The 18,483-nt window shown below is 59.8% G+C and carries 17 protein-coding genes; 5 read left to right on the top strand and 12 right to left on the bottom strand.

Annotated features, from left to right (window positions below):
• Positions 1-8 precede the first annotated feature (8 nt).
• The 8 genes from KGA82_RS03550 to gcl all read right to left on the bottom strand — a co-directional run bounded on the left by KGA82_RS03550 (position 9) and on the right by gcl (position 9,586).
• Complete coding sequence (locus KGA82_RS03550) at positions 9-1,004, bottom strand: sulfate ABC transporter substrate-binding protein (RefSeq protein WP_008039863.1); 996 nt, start codon at positions 1,002-1,004, stop codon at positions 9-11.
• Between the two features lie 93 nt (positions 1,005-1,097).
• Positions 1,098-1,922 carry an ion transporter gene (locus KGA82_RS03545; RefSeq protein ID WP_008039865.1) on the bottom strand — a complete coding sequence of 275 codons (825 nt, stop codon included), beginning with the start codon at positions 1,920-1,922 and terminating at the stop codon, positions 1,098-1,100.
• 21 nt (positions 1,923-1,943) lie between these two features.
• Positions 1,944-2,858, bottom strand: a complete 915-nt coding sequence (locus tag KGA82_RS03540) for an urea transporter (RefSeq protein ID WP_207285357.1) — start codon at positions 2,856-2,858, stop codon at positions 1,944-1,946.
• Positions 2,859-3,010: 152 nt separating this feature from the next.
• Entirely contained in the window at positions 3,011-4,426 is a 1,416-nt protein-coding gene (gene pyk / locus KGA82_RS03535) for a pyruvate kinase (RefSeq protein ID WP_008026782.1), read from the bottom strand.
• Positions 4,416-5,696 (bottom strand): glycerate kinase, encoded by a 1,281-nt coding sequence (locus KGA82_RS03530; RefSeq protein WP_223449626.1) that lies wholly within the window; start codon positions 5,694-5,696, stop codon positions 4,416-4,418. The genes pyk and KGA82_RS03530 overlap by 11 nt, the downstream gene beginning before the upstream one ends.
• A gap of 149 nt (positions 5,697-5,845) precedes the next feature.
• Positions 5,846-6,739 (bottom strand): 2-hydroxy-3-oxopropionate reductase, encoded by an 894-nt coding sequence (locus KGA82_RS03525; RefSeq protein WP_223449625.1) that lies wholly within the window; start codon positions 6,737-6,739, stop codon positions 5,846-5,848.
• A 147-nt stretch (positions 6,740-6,886) separates the two neighbouring features.
• Positions 6,887-7,669 (bottom strand): hydroxypyruvate isomerase, encoded by a 783-nt coding sequence (gene hyi, locus KGA82_RS03520; protein WP_008026777.1) that lies wholly within the window; start codon positions 7,667-7,669, stop codon positions 6,887-6,889.
• A gap of 141 nt (positions 7,670-7,810) precedes the next feature.
• Entirely contained in the window at positions 7,811-9,586 is a 1,776-nt protein-coding gene (gene gcl, locus KGA82_RS03515) for a glyoxylate carboligase (RefSeq protein ID WP_008026775.1), read from the bottom strand.
• Positions 9,587-9,853: 267 nt separating this feature from the next.
• Here gcl and KGA82_RS03510 point away from each other — a divergent pair, with 267 nt between their 5' ends.
• Together KGA82_RS03510 and KGA82_RS03505 are read left to right on the top strand one after the other, a co-directional pair.
• Complete coding sequence (locus KGA82_RS03510) at positions 9,854-10,294, top strand: GlcG/HbpS family heme-binding protein (protein ID WP_008039877.1); 441 nt, start codon at positions 9,854-9,856, stop codon at positions 10,292-10,294.
• A 197-nt stretch (positions 10,295-10,491) separates the two neighbouring features.
• Entirely contained in the window at positions 10,492-10,950 is a 459-nt protein-coding gene (locus KGA82_RS03505) for an REP-associated tyrosine transposase (RefSeq protein ID WP_223449624.1), read from the top strand.
• Positions 10,951-11,060: 110 nt separating this feature from the next.
• Here the strand turns inward: KGA82_RS03505 and KGA82_RS03500 are convergent, their stop codons facing one another.
• Positions 11,061-11,669: a TetR/AcrR family transcriptional regulator gene (locus tag KGA82_RS03500; RefSeq protein WP_223449623.1), complete on the bottom strand. Its 609-nt coding sequence runs from the start codon at positions 11,667-11,669 to the stop codon at positions 11,061-11,063.
• A gap of 134 nt (positions 11,670-11,803) precedes the next feature.
• Here KGA82_RS03500 and KGA82_RS03495 point away from each other — a divergent pair, with 134 nt between their 5' ends.
• Complete coding sequence (locus KGA82_RS03495) at positions 11,804-12,718, top strand: DUF808 domain-containing protein (RefSeq protein WP_223449622.1); 915 nt, start codon at positions 11,804-11,806, stop codon at positions 12,716-12,718.
• A gap of 184 nt (positions 12,719-12,902) precedes the next feature.
• On the opposite strand, the gene KGA82_RS03490 is transcribed toward KGA82_RS03495, so the two are convergent.
• Positions 12,903-13,691, bottom strand: coding sequence for a VacJ family lipoprotein (locus KGA82_RS03490; RefSeq protein ID WP_223449621.1), 789 nt, complete (start codon positions 13,689-13,691; stop codon positions 12,903-12,905).
• Positions 13,684-14,982: a serine/threonine protein kinase gene (locus tag KGA82_RS03485; protein ID WP_223449620.1), complete on the bottom strand. Its 1,299-nt coding sequence runs from the start codon at positions 14,980-14,982 to the stop codon at positions 13,684-13,686. The genes KGA82_RS03490 and KGA82_RS03485 overlap by 8 nt, the downstream gene beginning before the upstream one ends.
• Positions 14,983-15,207: 225 nt before the next feature.
• Between KGA82_RS03485 and KGA82_RS03480 the strand changes: the two genes are divergently transcribed.
• Complete coding sequence (locus KGA82_RS03480; protein ID WP_223436685.1) at positions 15,208-15,576, top strand: hypothetical protein; 369 nt, start codon at positions 15,208-15,210, stop codon at positions 15,574-15,576.
• A gap of 109 nt (positions 15,577-15,685) precedes the next feature.
• On the opposite strand, the gene KGA82_RS03475 is transcribed toward KGA82_RS03480, so the two are convergent.
• Positions 15,686-17,281, bottom strand: coding sequence for a beta (1-6) glucans synthase (locus KGA82_RS03475; protein WP_223449619.1), 1,596 nt, complete (start codon positions 17,279-17,281; stop codon positions 15,686-15,688).
• A 301-nt stretch (positions 17,282-17,582) separates the two neighbouring features.
• Between KGA82_RS03475 and KGA82_RS03470 the strand changes: the two genes are divergently transcribed.
• Positions 17,583-18,434, top strand: a complete 852-nt coding sequence (locus KGA82_RS03470; protein ID WP_008039894.1) for a glycine betaine ABC transporter substrate-binding protein — start codon at positions 17,583-17,585, stop codon at positions 18,432-18,434.
• Positions 18,435-18,483: the final 49 nt, after the last annotated feature.

Here is an 18,483-nt window from a genome sequence, read left to right as displayed (position 1 = left end):
ATCAGCGTTTACTGAGCGTAAATCTGATCAAAGATCCCACCATCATTGAAGTGCGTCTTCTGCACGGTGCGCCAGTCACCGAAGGTTTTCTCTACCGACAGGAAATCCACTTTCGGGAAGCGGTCGGTGTACTTGGCCAGTACCGCCGGGTCACGCGGACGCAGGTAGTTTGCCGCAGCAATTTCCTGGCCTTCCGGCGACCACAGGTACTTCAGGTATTCCTCGGCCGCCGCGCGGGTGCCTTTCTTCTCGACCACTTTGTCGACCACGGCCACTGGCGGCTCGGCTTCAGCGGAGACGCTCGGGTAGATCACTTCGAACTGATCACGGCCAAACTCGCGGGCAATCATTTCCGCTTCGTTTTCGAAGGTCACCAGCACGTCGCCGAGCTGGTTGGTCATGAAGGTAGTGGTAGCCGCACGACCACCGGTATCCAGCACCGGTGCTTGCTTGAACAGCTTGCCGACGAAGGCCTTGGCCTTGTTCTCGTCACCGCCGTTCTTCAGCACATAACCCCAGGCCGAAAGGTAGGTGTAGCGGCCGTTGCCCGAGGTTTTCGGGTTCGGCACGATCACTTGCACACCGTCCTTGAGCAGATCCGGCCAGTCTTTCAGGGCTTTCGGGTTGCCTTTGCGGACGATGAACACCGTGGCCGAGGTGAACGGCGCGCTGTGGTTCGGCAGCAGGGTGACCCAGTTGTCCGGCACCAGTTTGCCGTTGTCCGCCAGGGCGTTGATGTCGGTGGCCATGTTCATGGTGATGACGTCAGCCGGCAGGCCGTCGATCACGGAACGCGCCTGTTTGCTCGAACCGCCGAAAGACATCTGCAGGGTGATGTTTTCGTTGTGCTCGGCTTGCCAGTGTTTCTGGAAGGCAGCGTTGTAGTCCTTGTAGAAATCGCGCATCACGTCGTAGGAAACGTTGAGCAGGGTCGGTGCAGCCTGAGCCACGCTGGTCAATGCCAGGCCAGCGGCCAGAAGTGAGGCGCCAAAGAGTTTTTTCACTGCGCATTCCTTGTTCTAATTTAAATGTGAGGCAATTTGCCAGCGACTATAACCGGGCTCGTATAGTCCTTTAAAGATTAAAAAGCACTTTGCTTATTCCAGTTTTTTGAACAACACATTGCCGCACCGCGAGCAAAATGCAGCGCCGTGCTCGTGGCTGTTTTTCTTGCACACCGGGCAGTCGTGTTGCAACTGTTCGCCGCGCATGGCGTTGGCCAGTTCGGCGGTGAAAATCCCGGTGGGCACGGCGATGATCGAGTAACCGGTGATCATCACCAGCGACGAAATCACCTGGCCCAGGGGCGTCTTCGGCACGATGTCGCCGAAGCCGACGGTGGTCAGCGTCACGATAGCCCAGTAGATGCCTTTGGGAATGCTGGTGAAGCCATGCTCCGGGCCTTCGATCACATACATCAGCGTGCCGAACACCGTGACGAGCGTGCAGACGCTGACCAGAAACACCACGATCTTCTGCTTGCTGCCACGCAGCGCCAACATCAGGTAATTGGCTTGCTTGAGGTACGGACTGAGCTTGAGCACGCGGAAAATCCGCAGCATCCGGATGATCCGGATAATCAGCAGGTACTGCGCATCGGCGTAATACAGCGCGAGGATGCCGGGCACGATCGCCAGCAAATCCACCAGCCCGTAGAAGCTGAACGCATAACGCAGCGGCTTGGGCGAACAGTACAGGCGCAGGCCATATTCGATGGCGAAAATGACCGTGAAGCCCCACTCGATGTACGCCAACACGTTGGCGTAGTTCTGATGAATCGTGTCGATGCTGTCGAGCATCACGATGACGATGCTGGCGAGGATGATCAACAGCAGAATGCCGTCGAAGCGCCGCCCGGCCTTGGTGTCGCTCTGGAAAACCATGACGTAAAGGTCTTCACGCCAGTTTTTGCTGCTGTCCATGGATAACGCCTGAATCGAGAATCAGCGCAGCCTAGGGTGATTCTCCTCCAGAGTGCAAGGCGTACCGGCGACGGTGGTTTTGCCGAACATTTGCATAACCGTGCGGATCAGCCAGCAGGCGAGGATAAACGGCGCGGTCAGCGTTGGCAGGCCGATGGCGGCAAACACCGGCGTCAGCAACAGCGCCGCTGCGATGCCGATGAGCGGCAGCCACGGTTGCTGGCGCAGCGAGCTGAGGGCGAGGGCGGCGAGTACGGCGTTATAGCCACCGAGGCCGATCAATGCGCTATAGAAGTCTTGATGCAGCAGGCTCCAGCCCATGCCCGCGGCAGACGCCAGCATCGCCCAGCAGAATGCGCGGCGATCAGCGATCAGCAAACCCACGGCAATCATCGCACCGGCCAGCGGATGACCGAGGAACATCACCTGGCCGAGGCCTTTCAGGGGGGCGAGGAGCATGTTCAACGCACTGACTTCGATCAAATGGGCTTCGGTCGAGGGGGTGGCGAAGCACAGCAGCAACCAGCCCAATCCCACGAAGGGCGCCGTATAGGCCGGCAGGTATTGGCTGACCCGGATGCGTTTGAGCCACTGCTGAGTGAGCATCGCGCTCAATCCACCCGCAGCAATGATCAGCGGCGGCAACAGCGCGGACCAGGGGAAATACAGGCTCAGCAGCAAACCGAGCAGGACACCGTTGTAACTGAACAGCCCGGCCTGACGATCGGCCTTGGCGTAGTGGCGACGTTGCGCGGTGAGCAAACCGGCGACACCGCCCAGCAACGCACCGCCGAGCAGGGCCGGTGCGGTGAATAGAATGGCGAGCAGGCACAACAGACCAAACAGCGGATGGCGCTGGAGGAAAATCTGGCTGAAGCCGTTGAGCAGGGCAGTCGCCCAATCGGGGCAGTGGGTGTTGAAGTGGTTGGCAGGCATGATGAAGTCTGTGGGTGTTTCAGTGAAACCGAGTCGCCAGCATCGCCAGCAGGCTGGCTCCCACACTGAATCTGCGTTCAGTCTTGATTTCGTTATCGACACAAAACCAATGTGGGAGCCAGCCTGCTGGCGATGAGGCCGGTATGGGCGCTCTAGATCAACGTCTCGATACGCAAAGAGTTAGTCGACCCAGGCTGCCCAAACGGCACACCCGCCGTGATCAATAAAGTGTCCCCGCGCTGCGCCATCCCTTGCGCCTGTGCAATCTCCAGCGCCGTCGAACACACTTCATCCACCTGGCGCAGACGATCATTGACCACCGAGTGCACCCCCCACGCCACCGTCAAGCGGCGAGCGGTCTGCAGATTCGGTGTCAGGTTCAGAATCGGCACCGTCGGCCGTTCCCGCGCCGCCCGCAGACTCGACGTGCCGGATTCGCTGTAGTTCACCAGCACCGCCACCGGCAACACGTTACTGATGCGACGAATCGCACAGCTGATCGCATCGGAAACGGTCGCCTCGGCTTTCGGCCGGCTGACATCCAGTTGCGTCTGATAGTCCGGACCATTTTCCACCTGGCGGATGATCTTGCTCATCATCTGCACAGCTTCTATTGGGTATTCGCCGGACGCGGTTTCCGCCGACAGCATCACGGCGTCTGCACCTTCGGCTACGGCGTTGGCCACATCGGTGACTTCGGCGCGGGTCGGGGCCGGGGAGAAGCGCATCGATTCGAGCATCTGCGTCGCCACCACCACCGGTTTGCCGAGTTGGCGGCAGATGCTGATGATGTTCTTCTGAATCTGCGGCACGCTTTCGGCGGGCACTTCGACACCGAGGTCGCCACGGGCAACCATGATCGCGTCGCTCAATTCGGCGATTTCCCGCAGTTGCGTGACCGCCGACGGCTTCTCGATCTTGGCCATCAAAAACGCTTTGTCGCCGATCAGTTCACGCGCCTCGCGAATGTCTTCCGGGCGCTGCACGAACGACAGCGCGACCCAATCCACGCCCAACTCCAGACCGAAACTCAAATCGCGACGATCCTTGGCCGTCAGCGGGCTCAACTCCAGCACCGCTTGCGGCACGTTCACGCCTTTGCGGTCCGAGAGTTCGCCGCCATTGAGCACCGTGGTGTCGATTGCGTCAGCGTATTTGGTGACCACGCGCAGTCGCAGTTTGCCGTCGTCGAGCAGCAAATCCATGCCCGGCTCCAGCGCGGCGATGATTTCCGGGTGCGGCAGGTTGACCCGGCGTTGATCGCCCGGCGTCGGGTCCAGGTCCAGGCGCAGGGCCTGACCGCGATGCAACTGCACCTTGCCTTCGGCGAACTTGCCGACCCGCAGTTTCGGGCCTTGCAGGTCCATCAGGATACCGAGCGGATAATTCAGTTGGCGCTCGACTTCTCGAATCCATTGATAGCGTTGAGCATGGTCGGCGTGATCGCCGTGGCTGAAGTTCAGGCGGAAGATGTTGACCCCGGCCTGCACCAGTTCGCGGATGTCTTCGATCCCGTCGGTGGCGGGGCCGAGGGTGGCGAGGATTTTGACCTTTTTATCAGGCGTCATTTTTTGTGCTCTCGAGAATCAGGATGGCGCGGAAGTCGTTGACGTTGGTGCGGGTCGGCTCGGTGACGATCAACGCGTCGAGCGCCGCGAAATAGCCGTAGCCATTGTTGTTGTCGAGTTCATCGCTGGCGCTCAAACCGAGGGCGGCGGCGCGGGCGTAGCTGTCCGGGGTCATGATCGCCCCGGCATTGTCTTCGGAGCCGTCGATGCCATCGGTATCGCCGGCCAGCGCGTAGACGCCGGGCAAGCCTTTGAGGCTGTCGGTCAGGCTCAGGAGGAATTCGGCGTTGCGTCCGCCGCGACCATTGCCGCGCACGGTGACCGTGGTTTCACCGCCCGAAAGGATCACGCACGGCGCCGCCAATGGCTGGCCATGCAAGACCACTTGCCGCGCGATGCCGGCGTGAACCTTGGCCACTTCGCGGGATTCGCCTTCCAGATCGCCGAGGATCAGCGGACTGAAACCGGCCTGACGGGCTTTCACAGCAGCGGCTTCAAGCGACTGTTGTGGACGGGCGATCAATTGGAAATGACTGCGCGCCAGGCTTGGGTCGCCGGGTTTGACCGTCTCCGATTCCGGGCTTTGCAGCCAGTTGCGCACCGACGCCGGGACTTCAATGTCGTAGCGCTTGAGGATTGCCAGCGCTTCGGCGGAGGTGCTCGGGTCGGCCACGGTGGGGCCGGAAGCGATGACCGTGGCGAGGTCGCCCGGTACATCGGAAATCGCATAGGTATAAACAGTGGCGGGCCAGCAGGCTTTGCCGAGACGGCCGCCCTTGATCGCCGAGAGGTGCTTGCGCACGCAGTTCATCTCGCCGATGGTCGCGCCGGATTTGAGCAGGGCTTTGTTGATCGATTGCTTGTCGGCGAGCGTGATGCCTTGGGCCGGAAGGGCGAGCAACGCAGAACCGCCACCGGAGAGCAGAAAGATGACGCGGTCGTCTTCGCTCAGGTTGCTGACCAGTTCCAGCACGCGCTTGGCGACGGCCAGGCCGGCGGCGTCCGGCACCGGGTGAGCGGCTTCGACGACTTCGATTTTTTCGCACGGGGCGCCGTGACCGTAACGCGTCACCACCAGGCCGGACACTTCACCCTGCCAGCAGCGCTCGACCACTTGGGCCATGGCGGCGGCGGCTTTGCCGGCGCCGATGACGATCACGCGACCGCTGCGGTCAGTGGGCAAATGAGCTTCGAGGACTTGCTGCGGATGGGCCGCGTCAATGGCTGTGGCAAACAGCTCACGCAGGAATTGTTGCGGATCGACCGACATGGCGGGCTCCCGGATTTTCTTGTTATTTGAAGGGCAACTCGGCCCCTTGTGGGAGCTAGCCTGCTAGCGATTCAGGCGCTGAGGTCTACCAGACACACCGCGTCGATTTCATCGCTAGCAGGCTAGCTCCCACAGGGTCAGACAGAGACTTAGTTCTTATCGCGAATCGAGAAATTCGCCATGTGCTCCAGGCCTTTGATCAACGCCGAGTGGTCCCAGTTGCTGCCACCGATGGCCGCGCAGGTGCTGAACACTTGCTGGGCGTTGGCGGTGTTTGGCAGGTTGATGTTCAGCTCCTTGGCACCTTGCAGGGCCAGGTTCAGGTCCTTCTGGTGCAGGCTGATGCGGAAGCCTGGATCGAAGGTGCCTTTGATCATGCGCTCGCCATGCACTTCGAGGATTTTCGACGAAGCGAAACCGCCCATCAGCGCTTCACGCACCTTGGCTGGATCGGCACCGTTTTTCGAAGCGAACAGCAGGGCTTCGGCCACGGCCTGAATGTTCAGCGCGACGATGATCTGGTTCGCCACTTTCGCGGTTTGCCCGTCGCCGTTACCGCCCACCAGGGTGATGTTCTTGCCCATTGCCTGGAACAGCGGCAAGGCGCGTTCGAAGGCATCGGCATCGCCGCCGACCATGATGCTCAGGGTCGCAGCCTTGGCACCGACTTCACCGCCGGACACCGGCGCGTCGAGGTACTGCGCGCCTTTTTCGTTGATCTTGGCCGCGAAGGCTTTGGTGGCGGTGGGCGAGATCGAGCTCATGTCGATGACGACTTTGCCCTTGCCGACACCGGCCGCAATACCGTCGGCACGGAACAGCACGTCATCGACCTGCGGGGTATCCGGCACCATGACGATGATGAATTCAGCTTCTTGCGCAACTTCTTTCGGGTTCGCCAGGGCGACAGCGCCACCGGCGATCAGGTCGGCAGGCGCGGCATCGTGGTGCGCCGACAGGAACAGGCTGTGACCGGCTTTCTGCAGGTTCAACGCCATTGGGTGGCCCATGATGCCGGTGCCGATAAATCCGATTTTAGCCATGAGAAATTCCTCTTGTTTTTATTGCTCTGTTCGCAAAATTCGTGGGTGTCAGCGAGGGCGCCTTCGCGGGCAAGCCTCGCTCCTACAGGGGCAGGGTTGTTCGTAGGAGCGAGGCTTGCCCGCGAAGAACGATGACGCGGTTTTCGATCAGATCGCGTTGTGGGTTTTCAGCCAGCCCAGGCCTGCTTCGGTGGTGGTCAGCGGCTTGTATTCGCAACCGACCCAGCCCTGATAACCAATCCGGTCCAGGTGTTCGAACAGGAAGCGGTAGTTGATTTCACCGGTGCCCGGTTCGTTGCGCCCCGGGTTGTCCGCCAATTGCACGTGATTGATTTCACCCAGGTGCGATTGCAGGGTGCGGGCCAGGTCGCCTTCCATGATTTGCATGTGATAGATGTCGTATTGCAGGAACAGATTGGCGCTGCCGACCTGCTCGCGAATCGACAGGGCTTGCGCCGTGTTGTTCAGGTAGAAACCCGGGATGTCGCGGGTGTTGATCGCTTCCATCACCAGTTTGATGCCCGCCGCTTGCAGCTTGTCGGCCGCGTACTTGAGGTTGGCGACAAAGGTTTTTTCCACGGTGGCATCGTCGACGCCTTGTGGACGAATACCGGCCAGGCAGTTGACCTGGGTGTTGCCCAGTACTTGCGCGTAGGCAATGGCCAGATCGACCCCGGCGCGGAATTCTTCAACCCGGTCCGGCAGGCACGCGATACCGCGTTCGCCCTTGGCCCAGTCACCGGCCGGCAGGTTGAACAACACCTGGGTCAGACCGTTGGCGTCGAGCTTGGCCTTGATCTCGGCGGAGCTGAAATCGTAAGGGAACAGGTATTCGACACCACTGAAGCCGGCCTTGGCGGCCGCTTCGAAACGGGCGAGAAAGTCCTGTTCGGTGAACAGCATGGACAGGTTGGCTGCGAAACGCGGCATGGTGGTCTCCCGTAAATGTGTGAGCTCCCTCTGTAGGAGCGAGGCTTGCCCGCGAAGGCGTTGTGTCAGTCGGCATCAATGTTGAATGGCACGACGCCTTCGCGGGCAAGCCTCGCTCCTACAGGGGGGAGCGGTCAGCTGTTAATCGAGCAGCGAAATCGCGGTCGGCGCATCGTTGCCGACCAGCGCCAGGTCTTCGAATTCGTTGACGGCGTTGATCTCGGTGCCCATGGAAATGTTGGTCACGCGCTCCAGAATAATCTCGACGATCACCGGCACCTTGAACTCTTCGATCAGCTCCTGGGCCCTGCGCAGTGCAGGCTGGATCTGAGCCGGTTCGAACACACGCAGCGCCTTGCAACCGAGGCCTTCGGCAACCGCGACGTGATCGACACCGTAACCGTTGAGTTCCGGAGCGTTCAGGTTATCGAAGGACAGCTGCACGCAATAGTCCATGTCGAAACCGCGCTGGGCCTGACGAATCAGCCCCAGGTACGAATTGTTTACCACAACGTGGATGTACGGCAGCTTGAACTGCGCGCCCACCGCCAATTCTTCGATCATGAACTGGAAATCATAGTCGCCCGACAGCGCCACAACCTTGCGGTTCGGATCGGCCTTGACCACGCCCAGTGCTGCCGGAATCGTCCAGCCCAGCGGGCCGGCCTGACCGCAGTTGATCCAGTGACGCGGCTTGTAGACGTGCAGGAACTGCGCGCCGGCAATCTGCGACAGACCGATGGTGCTGACGTAGCAGGTGTCTTTGCCGAACACCTGGTTCATCTCTTCGTAAACGCGCTGCGGTTTGACCGGCACGTTGTCGAAGTGCGTCTTGCGTTGCAGGCTGGCTTTGCGCTGCTGGCAGTCTTGCAGCCAGGCGCTGCGGTTTTTCAGCTTGCCGGCGGCTTGCCATTCGCGAGCGACTTCGATGAACACGGTCAGCGCGGCAGCGGCGTCGGAGACGATGCCCAGGTCCGGGTTGAACACGCGGCCGATTTGCGTCGGCTCGATGTCAACGTGAATGAACTTGCGGCCTTCGGTGTACACGTCGATCGAGCCGGTGTGGCGGTTGGCCCAACGGTTACCGACGCCCAGTACCACGTCGGACTTCAGCAGGGTGGCGTTGCCGTAACGGTGCGAAGTCTGCAAACCCACCATGCCGACCATCAACGGGTGATCGTCCGGGATCGTGCCCCAGCCCATCAGGGTAGGGATGACCGGAATGCCGGTCAGCTCGGCGAATTCCACCAGCAACTCGCTGGCATCGGCATTGATGATGCCGCCACCGGCGACCAGCAATGGACGCTCGGCCTGATCGAGCATGGCCAGGGCCTTCTCGATTTGCACGCGGTTAGCGGTTGGCTTGGCCAGTGGCAGCGGTTCGTAGGCGTCGATGTCGAATTCGATTTCGGCCATCTGCACGTCGAACGGCAGGTCGATCAGCACTGGGCCTGGACGGCCGGAGCGCATTTCGTAGAAGGCTTTCTGGAACGCATACGGCACCTGGCCCGGTTCCATGACAGTGGTCGCCCACTTGGTCACTGGCTTGACGATGGTGGTGATGTCGACAGCCTGGAAGTCTTCCTTGTGCATACGGGCGCGGGGTGCTTGCCCGGTGATGCACAGAATCGGGATCGAGTCGGCCGAGGCGCTGTAGAGCCCGGTGACCATGTCAGTACCGGCCGGGCCGGAAGTGCCGATGCACACGCCGATGTTGCCGGCCTTGGTGCGGGTGTAGCCCTCGGCCATGTGCGACGCGCCTTCAACGTGTCGAGCGAGGACGTGATCGATGCCGCCGACCTTTTGCAGGGCGGAGTACAACGGGTTGATGGCGGCACCGGGGATGCCAAAAGCGGTATCAACCCCTTCGCGGCGCATCACCAGAACGGCGGCTTCGATTGCTCTCATTTTGCTCATGGTTTTGTGCCTCTTACGTTTTGTAATTGTATACAAGTGGCTTTGCGCAGAGTGTATTCACGGCGGACGGCGCAGGTCAATCCATTTTCTCAAGCGACTGTTTCATTCGTCGGAAGCCTGTTCTGCTGTGGCTTTTCGTCGCATGTGGCGCTTTTCGATAATTATTGTATACAAAAAAATAACTCATTGTGTTCTATTTGTTGCATCGGGCTGCGGTGCAAGCGCGCAGTCCTTCCGCTTTCCCTATAACAAAATGAGGACGGCACCATGAGCGCTTTAACCTTGAAAGTGGCAGTCAACCTGACCAGTCAGGCCATCTCCGCCGCGCGTGCAATCAACGCGGCCCCTTTGACCATCGCCGTGCTGGATGCCGGCGGACACCTGGTTTCCCTGCAACGCGAAGACGGCGCCAGCCTGCTGCGTCCGCAGATCGCCATCGGCAAAGCCTGGGGCGCCATTGCGCTGGGCAAAGGCTCACGCCTGCTGGCGCTGGACGCCCAGCAACGCCCGGCGTTTATCGCGGCGTTGAACAGCCTGGGGCAGGGCAGCGTGGTGCCGGCACCGGGCGGTGTGTTGATTCGGGATCAGGACGGGAATGTGCTGGGAGCTGTGGGCATCAGCGGGGATCTGTCGGATGTTGATGAGCAGTGTGCGATCAATGCGATCGAGGCGTTGGGGTTGAAGGCGGATGCGGGGGTAGCAGCTTGAATCATGGGTGACTGATCCACCGCTATCGCCAGCAGGCTGGCTCCCACAGGGAACATCTGAGTGTCAGAGATCAACTGTGGGAGCCAGCCTGCTGGCGATGACAAACCGTCAGACACATCCATCTAAATGACTGCCCCACCCTTGGGTAATATCAGGACTAGCCTTCTTCATGAATTAATCATGCAAGGGGCAAAGGAATGCCTGATTTACCCGCTTCAAACCGTTTACGCATCGGCCGCTATGCCGAGCCAAACCGCATCTATCTGTTGACCACCAATACACTCGCCAGAAAACCTGTTTTCAAGAATTTCATCTTGGGCAGATTGGTCGTCGCACAGTTTCGCGCCGCGCAGGACCAAGGCTGCGTTAATTCATTGGCTTGGGTCATCATGCCCGATCATTTCCATTGGCTGGTCGAGTTACAGCAGGGATCGTTGGGTGACCTGATGCAAAAGACTAAATCACTGAGCACCAAGGCGGTGAATCAGTTCACTGGCCGCAAGATCACCCTCTGGCAGAAAGGCTTTCACGACCGGGCTCTGCGGCGGGAAGAGGATTTGGTAAAGGTGGCGCGGTATGTCGTGGCCAACCCGTTGCGGGCTGGACTGGTGGAAAAGCTTGGCGACTATTCTCTGTGGGATGCCATTTGGCTTTGAGCTGAAACCGAGTCGTCTTCATCGCTAGCAGGCTAGCTCCCACACTAGCGCTATGACGTTCACAAATCCCATGTGGGAGCTAGCCTGCTAGCGATAAAGTCACCGCAATCTTAATGATCCGGTTCACACCCCTTCAGCACCAACCGGATAATCGTCTGTGCCGCCGCTTCATAATCCTCTTCATCCAGCTTGGCCTTGCCGGTGATGGCAGTGATCTGCCAGTCAAAGTCGGCATAGGTCTGGGTCGCGGCCCAGATGCTGAACATCAGGTGGTTGGGGTCGATGGGGGCGATCTGCCCGCGGTCGATCCAGGTCTGGATGCAGTCGATGTTGTGTTTCGCCTGGCTGTTCAGTTGTTCGACCAGGTCGGCGCTCAGGTGCGGGGCGCCATGCATGATTTCGCTGGCGAACACCTTGGAGGCGAAGGGCAAATCGCGGGAGATGCGGACTTTCGAGCGAATGTAGCCGCTCAGCACTTCGCTGGGCACGCCGTCGGCGTTGAACGGCGTCGAGGCCTGCAGAATCGGCTCGATGATGCTTTCCAGAACCTCGCGGTAGAGGTTTTCCTTGGATTTGAAGTAGTAGTAGACGTTGGGCTTGGGCAATCCCGCCTTGGCTGCGATGTCACTGGTTTTGGTCGCAGCGAAGCCCTTGTCGGCAAATTCTTCACTGGCGGCACGCAGGATCAGTTCTTTGTTGCGCTCGCGGATAGTGCTCATAAACCAGGTGGTTCCTTGCCTGTTCTGGCGGTTGCGCATGGTAGCACCGGCCTCGCGCGGCGCTCAAGAATGCCCCATGTGGCGCTCGGCCGCGCTATGCTGCGCAGCATTCATTCCAGAAGGACACCTGATTCATGGCAGGAAGCAGTTTACTGTTGCTGATCGACGACATTGCCGCGGTACTCGACGATGTGGCGTTGATGACCAAAATGGCCGCCAAGAAAACCGCCGGCGTGCTCGGTGACGACCTGGCGCTCAATGCCCAGCAGGTCAGCGGCGTACGTGCCGAACGGGAAATCCCGGTCGTTTGGGCCGTGGCGAAGGGCTCGTTTCTCAACAAACTGATTCTGGTGCCGTCAGCGCTGGCGATCAGTGCATTCATTCCGTGGCTGGTGACGCCGTTGCTGATGGTCGGCGGCGCCTACCTGTGTTTCGAAGGTTTCGAAAAACTCGCGCACAAATTCCTGCACAGCAAGGCTGAAGACCAGGCCGAGCATGCGGAGCTTGTCGAGGCTGTGGCCGACCCGGCGGTGGATCTGGTGGCGTTCGAAAAGGACAAGATCAAGGGCGCCATCCGTACCGACTTCATTCTTTCGGCGGAAATCATCGCCATCACCCTTGGCACCGTGGCCGATGCGTCGCTGACCCAGCAAGTCATCGTGCTCTCGGGCATTGCCATCGTCATGACCATCGGCGTCTATGGGCTGGTGGCGGGCATCGTCAAGCTCGATGACCTCGGTCTGTGGCTGACCCAGAAGCCCGGCCAGATGGCTAAAAGCATTGGCGGCGGGATTCTGCGTGCGGCGCCGTACATGATGAAAAGCCTGTCGGTGATCGGGACGGCGGCGATGTTCCTGGTGGGTGGCGGGATTCTCACTCACGGCGTGCCGGTGGTGCATCACTGGATTGAAGGTGTCAGCGCAGGGGCGGGCGGTGCCGGGTTTATCGTGCCGACGCTGCTGAATGCCGTGGCGGGGATTGTGGCGGGGGCGGTGGTGTTGGCGGGTGTGATGGTTGTCAGCAAGCTTTGGCAGGTAATCAAACGCTGAACCTGTAGGAGCCGGCTTGCTGGCGATGGTCGTTAACGATAACGCGGGGGTACTGGTTAAGCGCGGCGCACTTGAGACCATCGCCAGCAAGCCGGCTCCTACACCGTGGGCCCTGCACCCCAGTGAAAGCTGCAAAAAAGGCCATTCGATTCACATCGAATGGCCTTTTTTTGTTGCCGATAAATTACTCGGCGATCTGCAACTTGCGCGACTCGGTGTACACGTAGCGCACCTTTTCGTATTCGAACGGCGAGTTCAGTTGGCCGTAGCGGAAGCTGGTCTGGTGGCGCTTGTCGATGCTGCGCAGGGCCCACACTTCAGGGTGGTTGGAACTGACTTCGGAGACGTTCAGGAAGTTGATCGCCGATTCGGCGGTGAAGTCCACGGCCAGGCCGCCGGTGTCGCGGATGTTGGACGGGCCGAGGATCGGCAGCACGAAGTAGGCGCCGCCCGGTACGCCGTAGAAACCGAGCGTCTGGCCGAAGTCTTCGCTCTGGCGCGGCAGGCCCATGGCGGTGGCCGGGTCCCACAGGCCGGCGATGCCGATGGTGGTGTTGAGCAGCAGGCGCGCAGTGGTTTCCATCGAACGCTGGCCCTTTAACTGCAGCAGGCTGTTCATCAGGTTCGGCACGTCGCCGAGGTTGTTGAAGAAGTTGCTGACCCCGGTGCGCAGGAAGCTTGGCGTGATGTAGCGATACCCGTCGACCACCGGCAGGAACACCCATTGGTCGAAGCGGTAGTTGAAGTGATACACCCGGCGGTTCCACTCTTCCAGCGGGTCGTACACGTTCAGGGCGTTGAGGGAGGAGCGTTCGAATTCGCGCTGATCCAGCCCCGGGTTGAACTTGAGTTTGCTCAGTGGCTCCTTGAAGCCGTCACTGTCGACGACCACCGGGGCGTTGGCTTTGCTGTTGTCGGCATTGGCGACGCCTGCACAGAGTAACGCTGCGATAAGCAGGAGGTATTTAGCCACGGAAGAACTCCAGCATGGCGTCGCTGTTGACGCGATAGTTAAGGTTGCCGCAGTGGCCACCCAGTGGATAAACCGTCAAGCGGTCGCCGAAGGTCTTGCGCAGGAAACCGAGGTCACCCGGGCCGAGGATCACGTCGTCGGCATTGTGCATGACCGCGATTTTCGGGCTGTCGTGCAGGTAATCCTTCAGGGCATACAGGCTGACCTGGTCGATCAGTTGCAGCAGGCTGCCGCCGTCAGTGCGCGCGCGCCACATCGGGATCACTTGTTCGGTGATGTAGCAGTCGAAGTCGCACTGCAGCGCACGCTTGAGGTATGGCGTGAGGCTGGTGCCTTCGGTGATGGGCGTTTTCGGCGGAGTGATCAGGCCGCGACGGTTGATCAGGTCCGAGGTGAAAGCGATGTCGGCCGCCGAGAAGCGGAACGACGTGCCGATCAGCATGGCCATCTGTTCGTTGGACAGGTGCTGCTTGGACTGCTGGAAGTCGTAGAGCAGGGCGTCGTTGAGGTCGATGTAGCCTTTTTGCTGGAAGTATCGGGTCAGTTTGTCCAGCACCAGTTCATAGAACGTGGTGGTGTTGTTGATGCCCTTGACCTCGGTCTGGACGAGTCTGTCCAGGTTGGTGATCGAGGTGTAGAGGTTCACCGGCGGGTTCAGCAGCAAGACTTTCTTGAAGTTGAAGCTGCGGCGGGTTTCATCCAGATGCGCGACAAATGCCGCATCCAGCGCCCCCAGGCTGTAGCCGGTCAGGTAGTAATCGGTGACGGCCACTTTCGGGTTTTGTGCCCGCACGGCCTGCATCACCCGGTACATGTCTTCGGCGTCATCCTTGGTGATGCCGGGTGTGGCAAAGCGTGAAGCGGCGCTCATGAAGTCGAAGCTGGTGGGCGACGACAGTTGCACCACGTGGTAACCCGCCTTGTAGTAGAGCTTTTTCAGGTATTCGTTAAGGCTGCTGTCATAGCGCGCACCGGTGCCGGCGATCAGGAAGATCAGTGGGGCGGCTTTATCCTGGGTGGCGATGCGGTAGGTCAGCTTCTTCACCGGCCAGAAATTGTCCGGCAGTTCGAACTCGCGCTCCGGGCGCAGTGTGACGGTGCGGGTTTCCTGGTCGATGTCATCGTCAAGCGGCAACTCCGGACGCAGGTCCGGTGGCGTCGTGGCGATGGTCGCCTCGAACGGGTTGGTCAAGGGATAGCCATAACTGGCGGCGTCGATATCGACCGCCAGTGCGGACGCACTCAAGATAAGGCCGCTAAACAGGGCGGCGAAGCGCAAGGAACGGAGCATGACTGGATCCCTTATAGAAAGGTGCCGAATGAAGTTCGCAGGCTATGACCACGGGGGTTGCGCCAAAGTGCCATGTATCGACACCAATCAGGCCAAATTTCAGAGTAATAGTAGCTGGACGATACACTTTGCAGTGATTGAGTGCCCAGTTAACTGTTGTTAAGGCTTGCGTCAGGCTGCCGGGGGATTAAGCTGGCCGCCGTTTTTCGCTGATTGGAGTGCTTCATGTCCCGCCGTTTACCGGTAATTCTGCTGCTTGTTTTGCTGCCTTTATGGCTGGCCGCCAGTTATGGCGCGCGGTATGGCTTCATGGAGGATGCGCAATGGGTCGGCCTCTGCGTGGACGAGGCGAGCCGCTGGGAATGCCTGGTCCGTTCGAACCTGGGCCTGATGATTCATTTCCAGGTGTTGGGTTGGGCGGCAGTGGCCGCCGCCGTGATCGGCTTCGTGTTGCCGGGGCGGGCAGGGTGGTGGTTGGCGGTGTTGGCGTTGGTGTTCGGGTTTCCGGCGTTGGCGTTGTACAACACGACGATGGCTGTGTTTGCGGTGGTGATTGCGGGGTTGCGGTTGGTCCGGGCGTCTCGCGGCGCCTGACAGATCGCCATCGCGAGCAGGCTCGCTCCCACAGTAGATCTTCAGTGAACACATATTATGTGAACGATGGAGATCAAATGTGGGAGCGAGCCTGCTCGCGATGGGGCCATCAGCCCTTGCGAACCCGCAAACAGCGCCACAACGCCGCCACCATCAACACACTCACCAGCGCCCAGCCCCAGGCCTGCTGATTCTGCAAACCTTCGCGATACAGCTGCGGCGCAATCCCGGCACCGATGATGAAGGTCAGAAGCGCGATTTCACGACGTGGCACACTCACCGGCCGGCACAGATAAACCAGCGCGGGCAGGATGAAAGCTACGCTCGGAAAGCTGCGATAACGCGGATCGAACACCAGTTCGAGCATCATCACCGCCGCTGCAAAACCTGCTGCTGCCAGCAACCAGCCGGCCCGACGCTCCAGCACATTGAAGGCCCGTAGACGCCAGCCGCTACGGTCACTCAGTGTCAGCGCTGCATGCACCAGTACCAACAGGTTCAAAGCCGTCAGCAACGCAACCCACAACCATTCACTGGTAAACCGGGTGGTGACGCGTGCCAGATCGCCCCAGGCGCCAATCGAACAGGCCGCCAAAGCGCCGAGCAGCGGTAGCACCAACGCAGAGCGGGTACTGCGTACACGACCGCCAAGGATCAGCGTGCCAAGGAAAATCATCCCGCCCACCGCCAGCCATTGCGACCAGTACGGTACGTTGGACACCGGACCGGCCAGCACGCCCTTGTCCTGACGGTCGGCGTCAAACAGGCCCCAGTAACCACCAACGGCCCCTTCGCTGGCGCGTTTCCAGGGTTGGTCGAACGCCTCGATCAGGTTGTAGTGCCAGCCTTCCTGCTCGGCCATGATCACAAAGCTGCGAATGAACTTGGCCTCATTGACCCGGCTCGGCAGCGCGGTTTCGCGCTGGCGGCCTTCGCTTGGCCAGCCGGTTTCACCAATCATCACGTCCTTGGGTGCGAATTTGTTGCCGAACACCTGGCGCACTTCGCGAACATGTTGCAGCGCGGCGTCGATGTTCGACGGATCGTCTTCCCAATACGGCAGCAGGTGAATGGTCAGGAAGTCCACCGCCGGGGCAATTTCCGGGTGTTTGAGCCAGAACTCCCAGACGTCGGCATAAGTGACAGGCTGCTTGACCTGGCTTTTGACCTTGTTGATCAGCCTGGCCAATTGCGCACCGGTGACTTCCTTGCGCAACAGGGCTTCGTTGCCGACGATCACCGACGTGACCACATCCGGGTTGGCGTTGGCCGAGGCGATCAGCAGGTCGACTTCTTTCTCGGTGTCCACCGGGTTGCTGTTCACCCACGCACCGATCATCAACTTCAGACCATGTTTGCGCGCCAGGTCGGGCAAGGCTTCAAGGCCGGTCATGGAATAGGTGCGAATGCATTCGAAGCGGGTGGCCAGCAGCGCGAGGTCGGCGTCCATGCGCTCGGGGCGCAACTTGAACGGCTGATCGAACGGCGATTGGTCCTTGTCGAACGGGGTGTAGGAGGCGCATTGCAGTTTGTGCGTCGCGCTGGCCACGTCCGGCAGAATCACCGGTTTGCCGAGTCCGTACCAAAAACCGCCGAGAGCAAAGAGCCCCAGCAGGCAGGCGAAAAGGTAAGCGAAAAAAGGAAAGCGTGATGTCGCGGGCATGGTCAGGCCGTCTGGGAGCAAAGCCGCGCATGTTACCCGCATTTGTCCCGCGCTTGGTGGCCCGCATAATTTTGACATGCAAAGTTCGGGCGGATCGCCCGAGGCCTTTCAGGTGCTCGTAATTAATGGCGTTCTGATGTCGTTTCTCGATGCCTTGAGGTCGCTGACAGCACAGGTTCAGGTTGGCGTCAGGTTGATTATCGAGGCGTCAGTGTTCTCATTAATAAAACGCGCTGATGATCGTACGAGTTTGCGGTGAGGCGTGATGGGCGCGCAGTGCACCATAACAATACGTTGACGCGACTCGGCATCCGTCGAGCGCAGCACTTTCGGGGAAGTAACGATGAAGATGCGACGACTTTTAGGCGCGGGTGCCGCACTGGTACTTGCGATTGGCTCCACGATGGCCAATGCCGAGAGCAAAACCCTGAGCATCGGTTACGTTGACGGCTGGTCCGACAGCGTCGCGACCACCCACGTGGCGGCCGAAGTGATCAAGCAGAAACTGGGTTATGACGTGAAGCTGCAAGCCGTCGCCACCGGGATCATGTGGCAGGGTGTGGCCACAGGCAAACTCGACGCCATGCTGTCCGCCTGGCTGCCGGTGACTCACGGCGAATACTGGACCAAGAACAAGGATCAGGTCGTCGATTACGGCCCGAACTTCAAGGATGCAAAAATCGGCTTGATCGTGCCGGAGTACGTGAAAGCTAAAACCCTCGATGACCTGAAAACCGACGACAGCTTCAAAAAACGTATTGTCGGCATCGACGCCGGTTCAGGTGTGATGCTCAAGACCGAGCAGGCAATCAAGGACTACGACCTGACCGGTTACCAACTCAAGGCCAGTTCCGGCGCCGGCATGATTGCCGAGCTGACCCGTGCCGAGAAGAAAAACGAATCCATTGCCGTCACCGGTTGGGTGCCGCACTGGATGTTCGCCAAGTGGAAACTGCGCTTCCTGGAAGACCCGAAAGGCGTTTATGGCGCGGCTGAAACCGTGAACAGCATCGGCAGCAAAGAACTGGCAACCAAAGCGCCGGAAGTGGCCAAGTTCCTGAAAAACTTCCAGTGGGCGTCGAAAGACGAAATCGGCGAAGTCATGCTGGCGATTCAGGACGGTGCCAAGCCTGAAGCCGCTGCGAAGGATTGGGTTGCCAAGCACCCTGAGCGCGTTGCGGACTGGACCAAATGATTTGAGCTGACGTTTCTGGTCGGCACTTCTCAAGGCCTCTTGGCATAAC

Origin of the sequence: Pseudomonas sp. BF-RE-22, assembly GCF_019956155.1 — a bacterium.
Lineage (GTDB): Bacteria > Pseudomonadota > Gammaproteobacteria > Pseudomonadales > Pseudomonadaceae > Aquipseudomonas > Aquipseudomonas migulae.
This window is presented reverse-complemented; position numbering and strand designations above follow the sequence as displayed.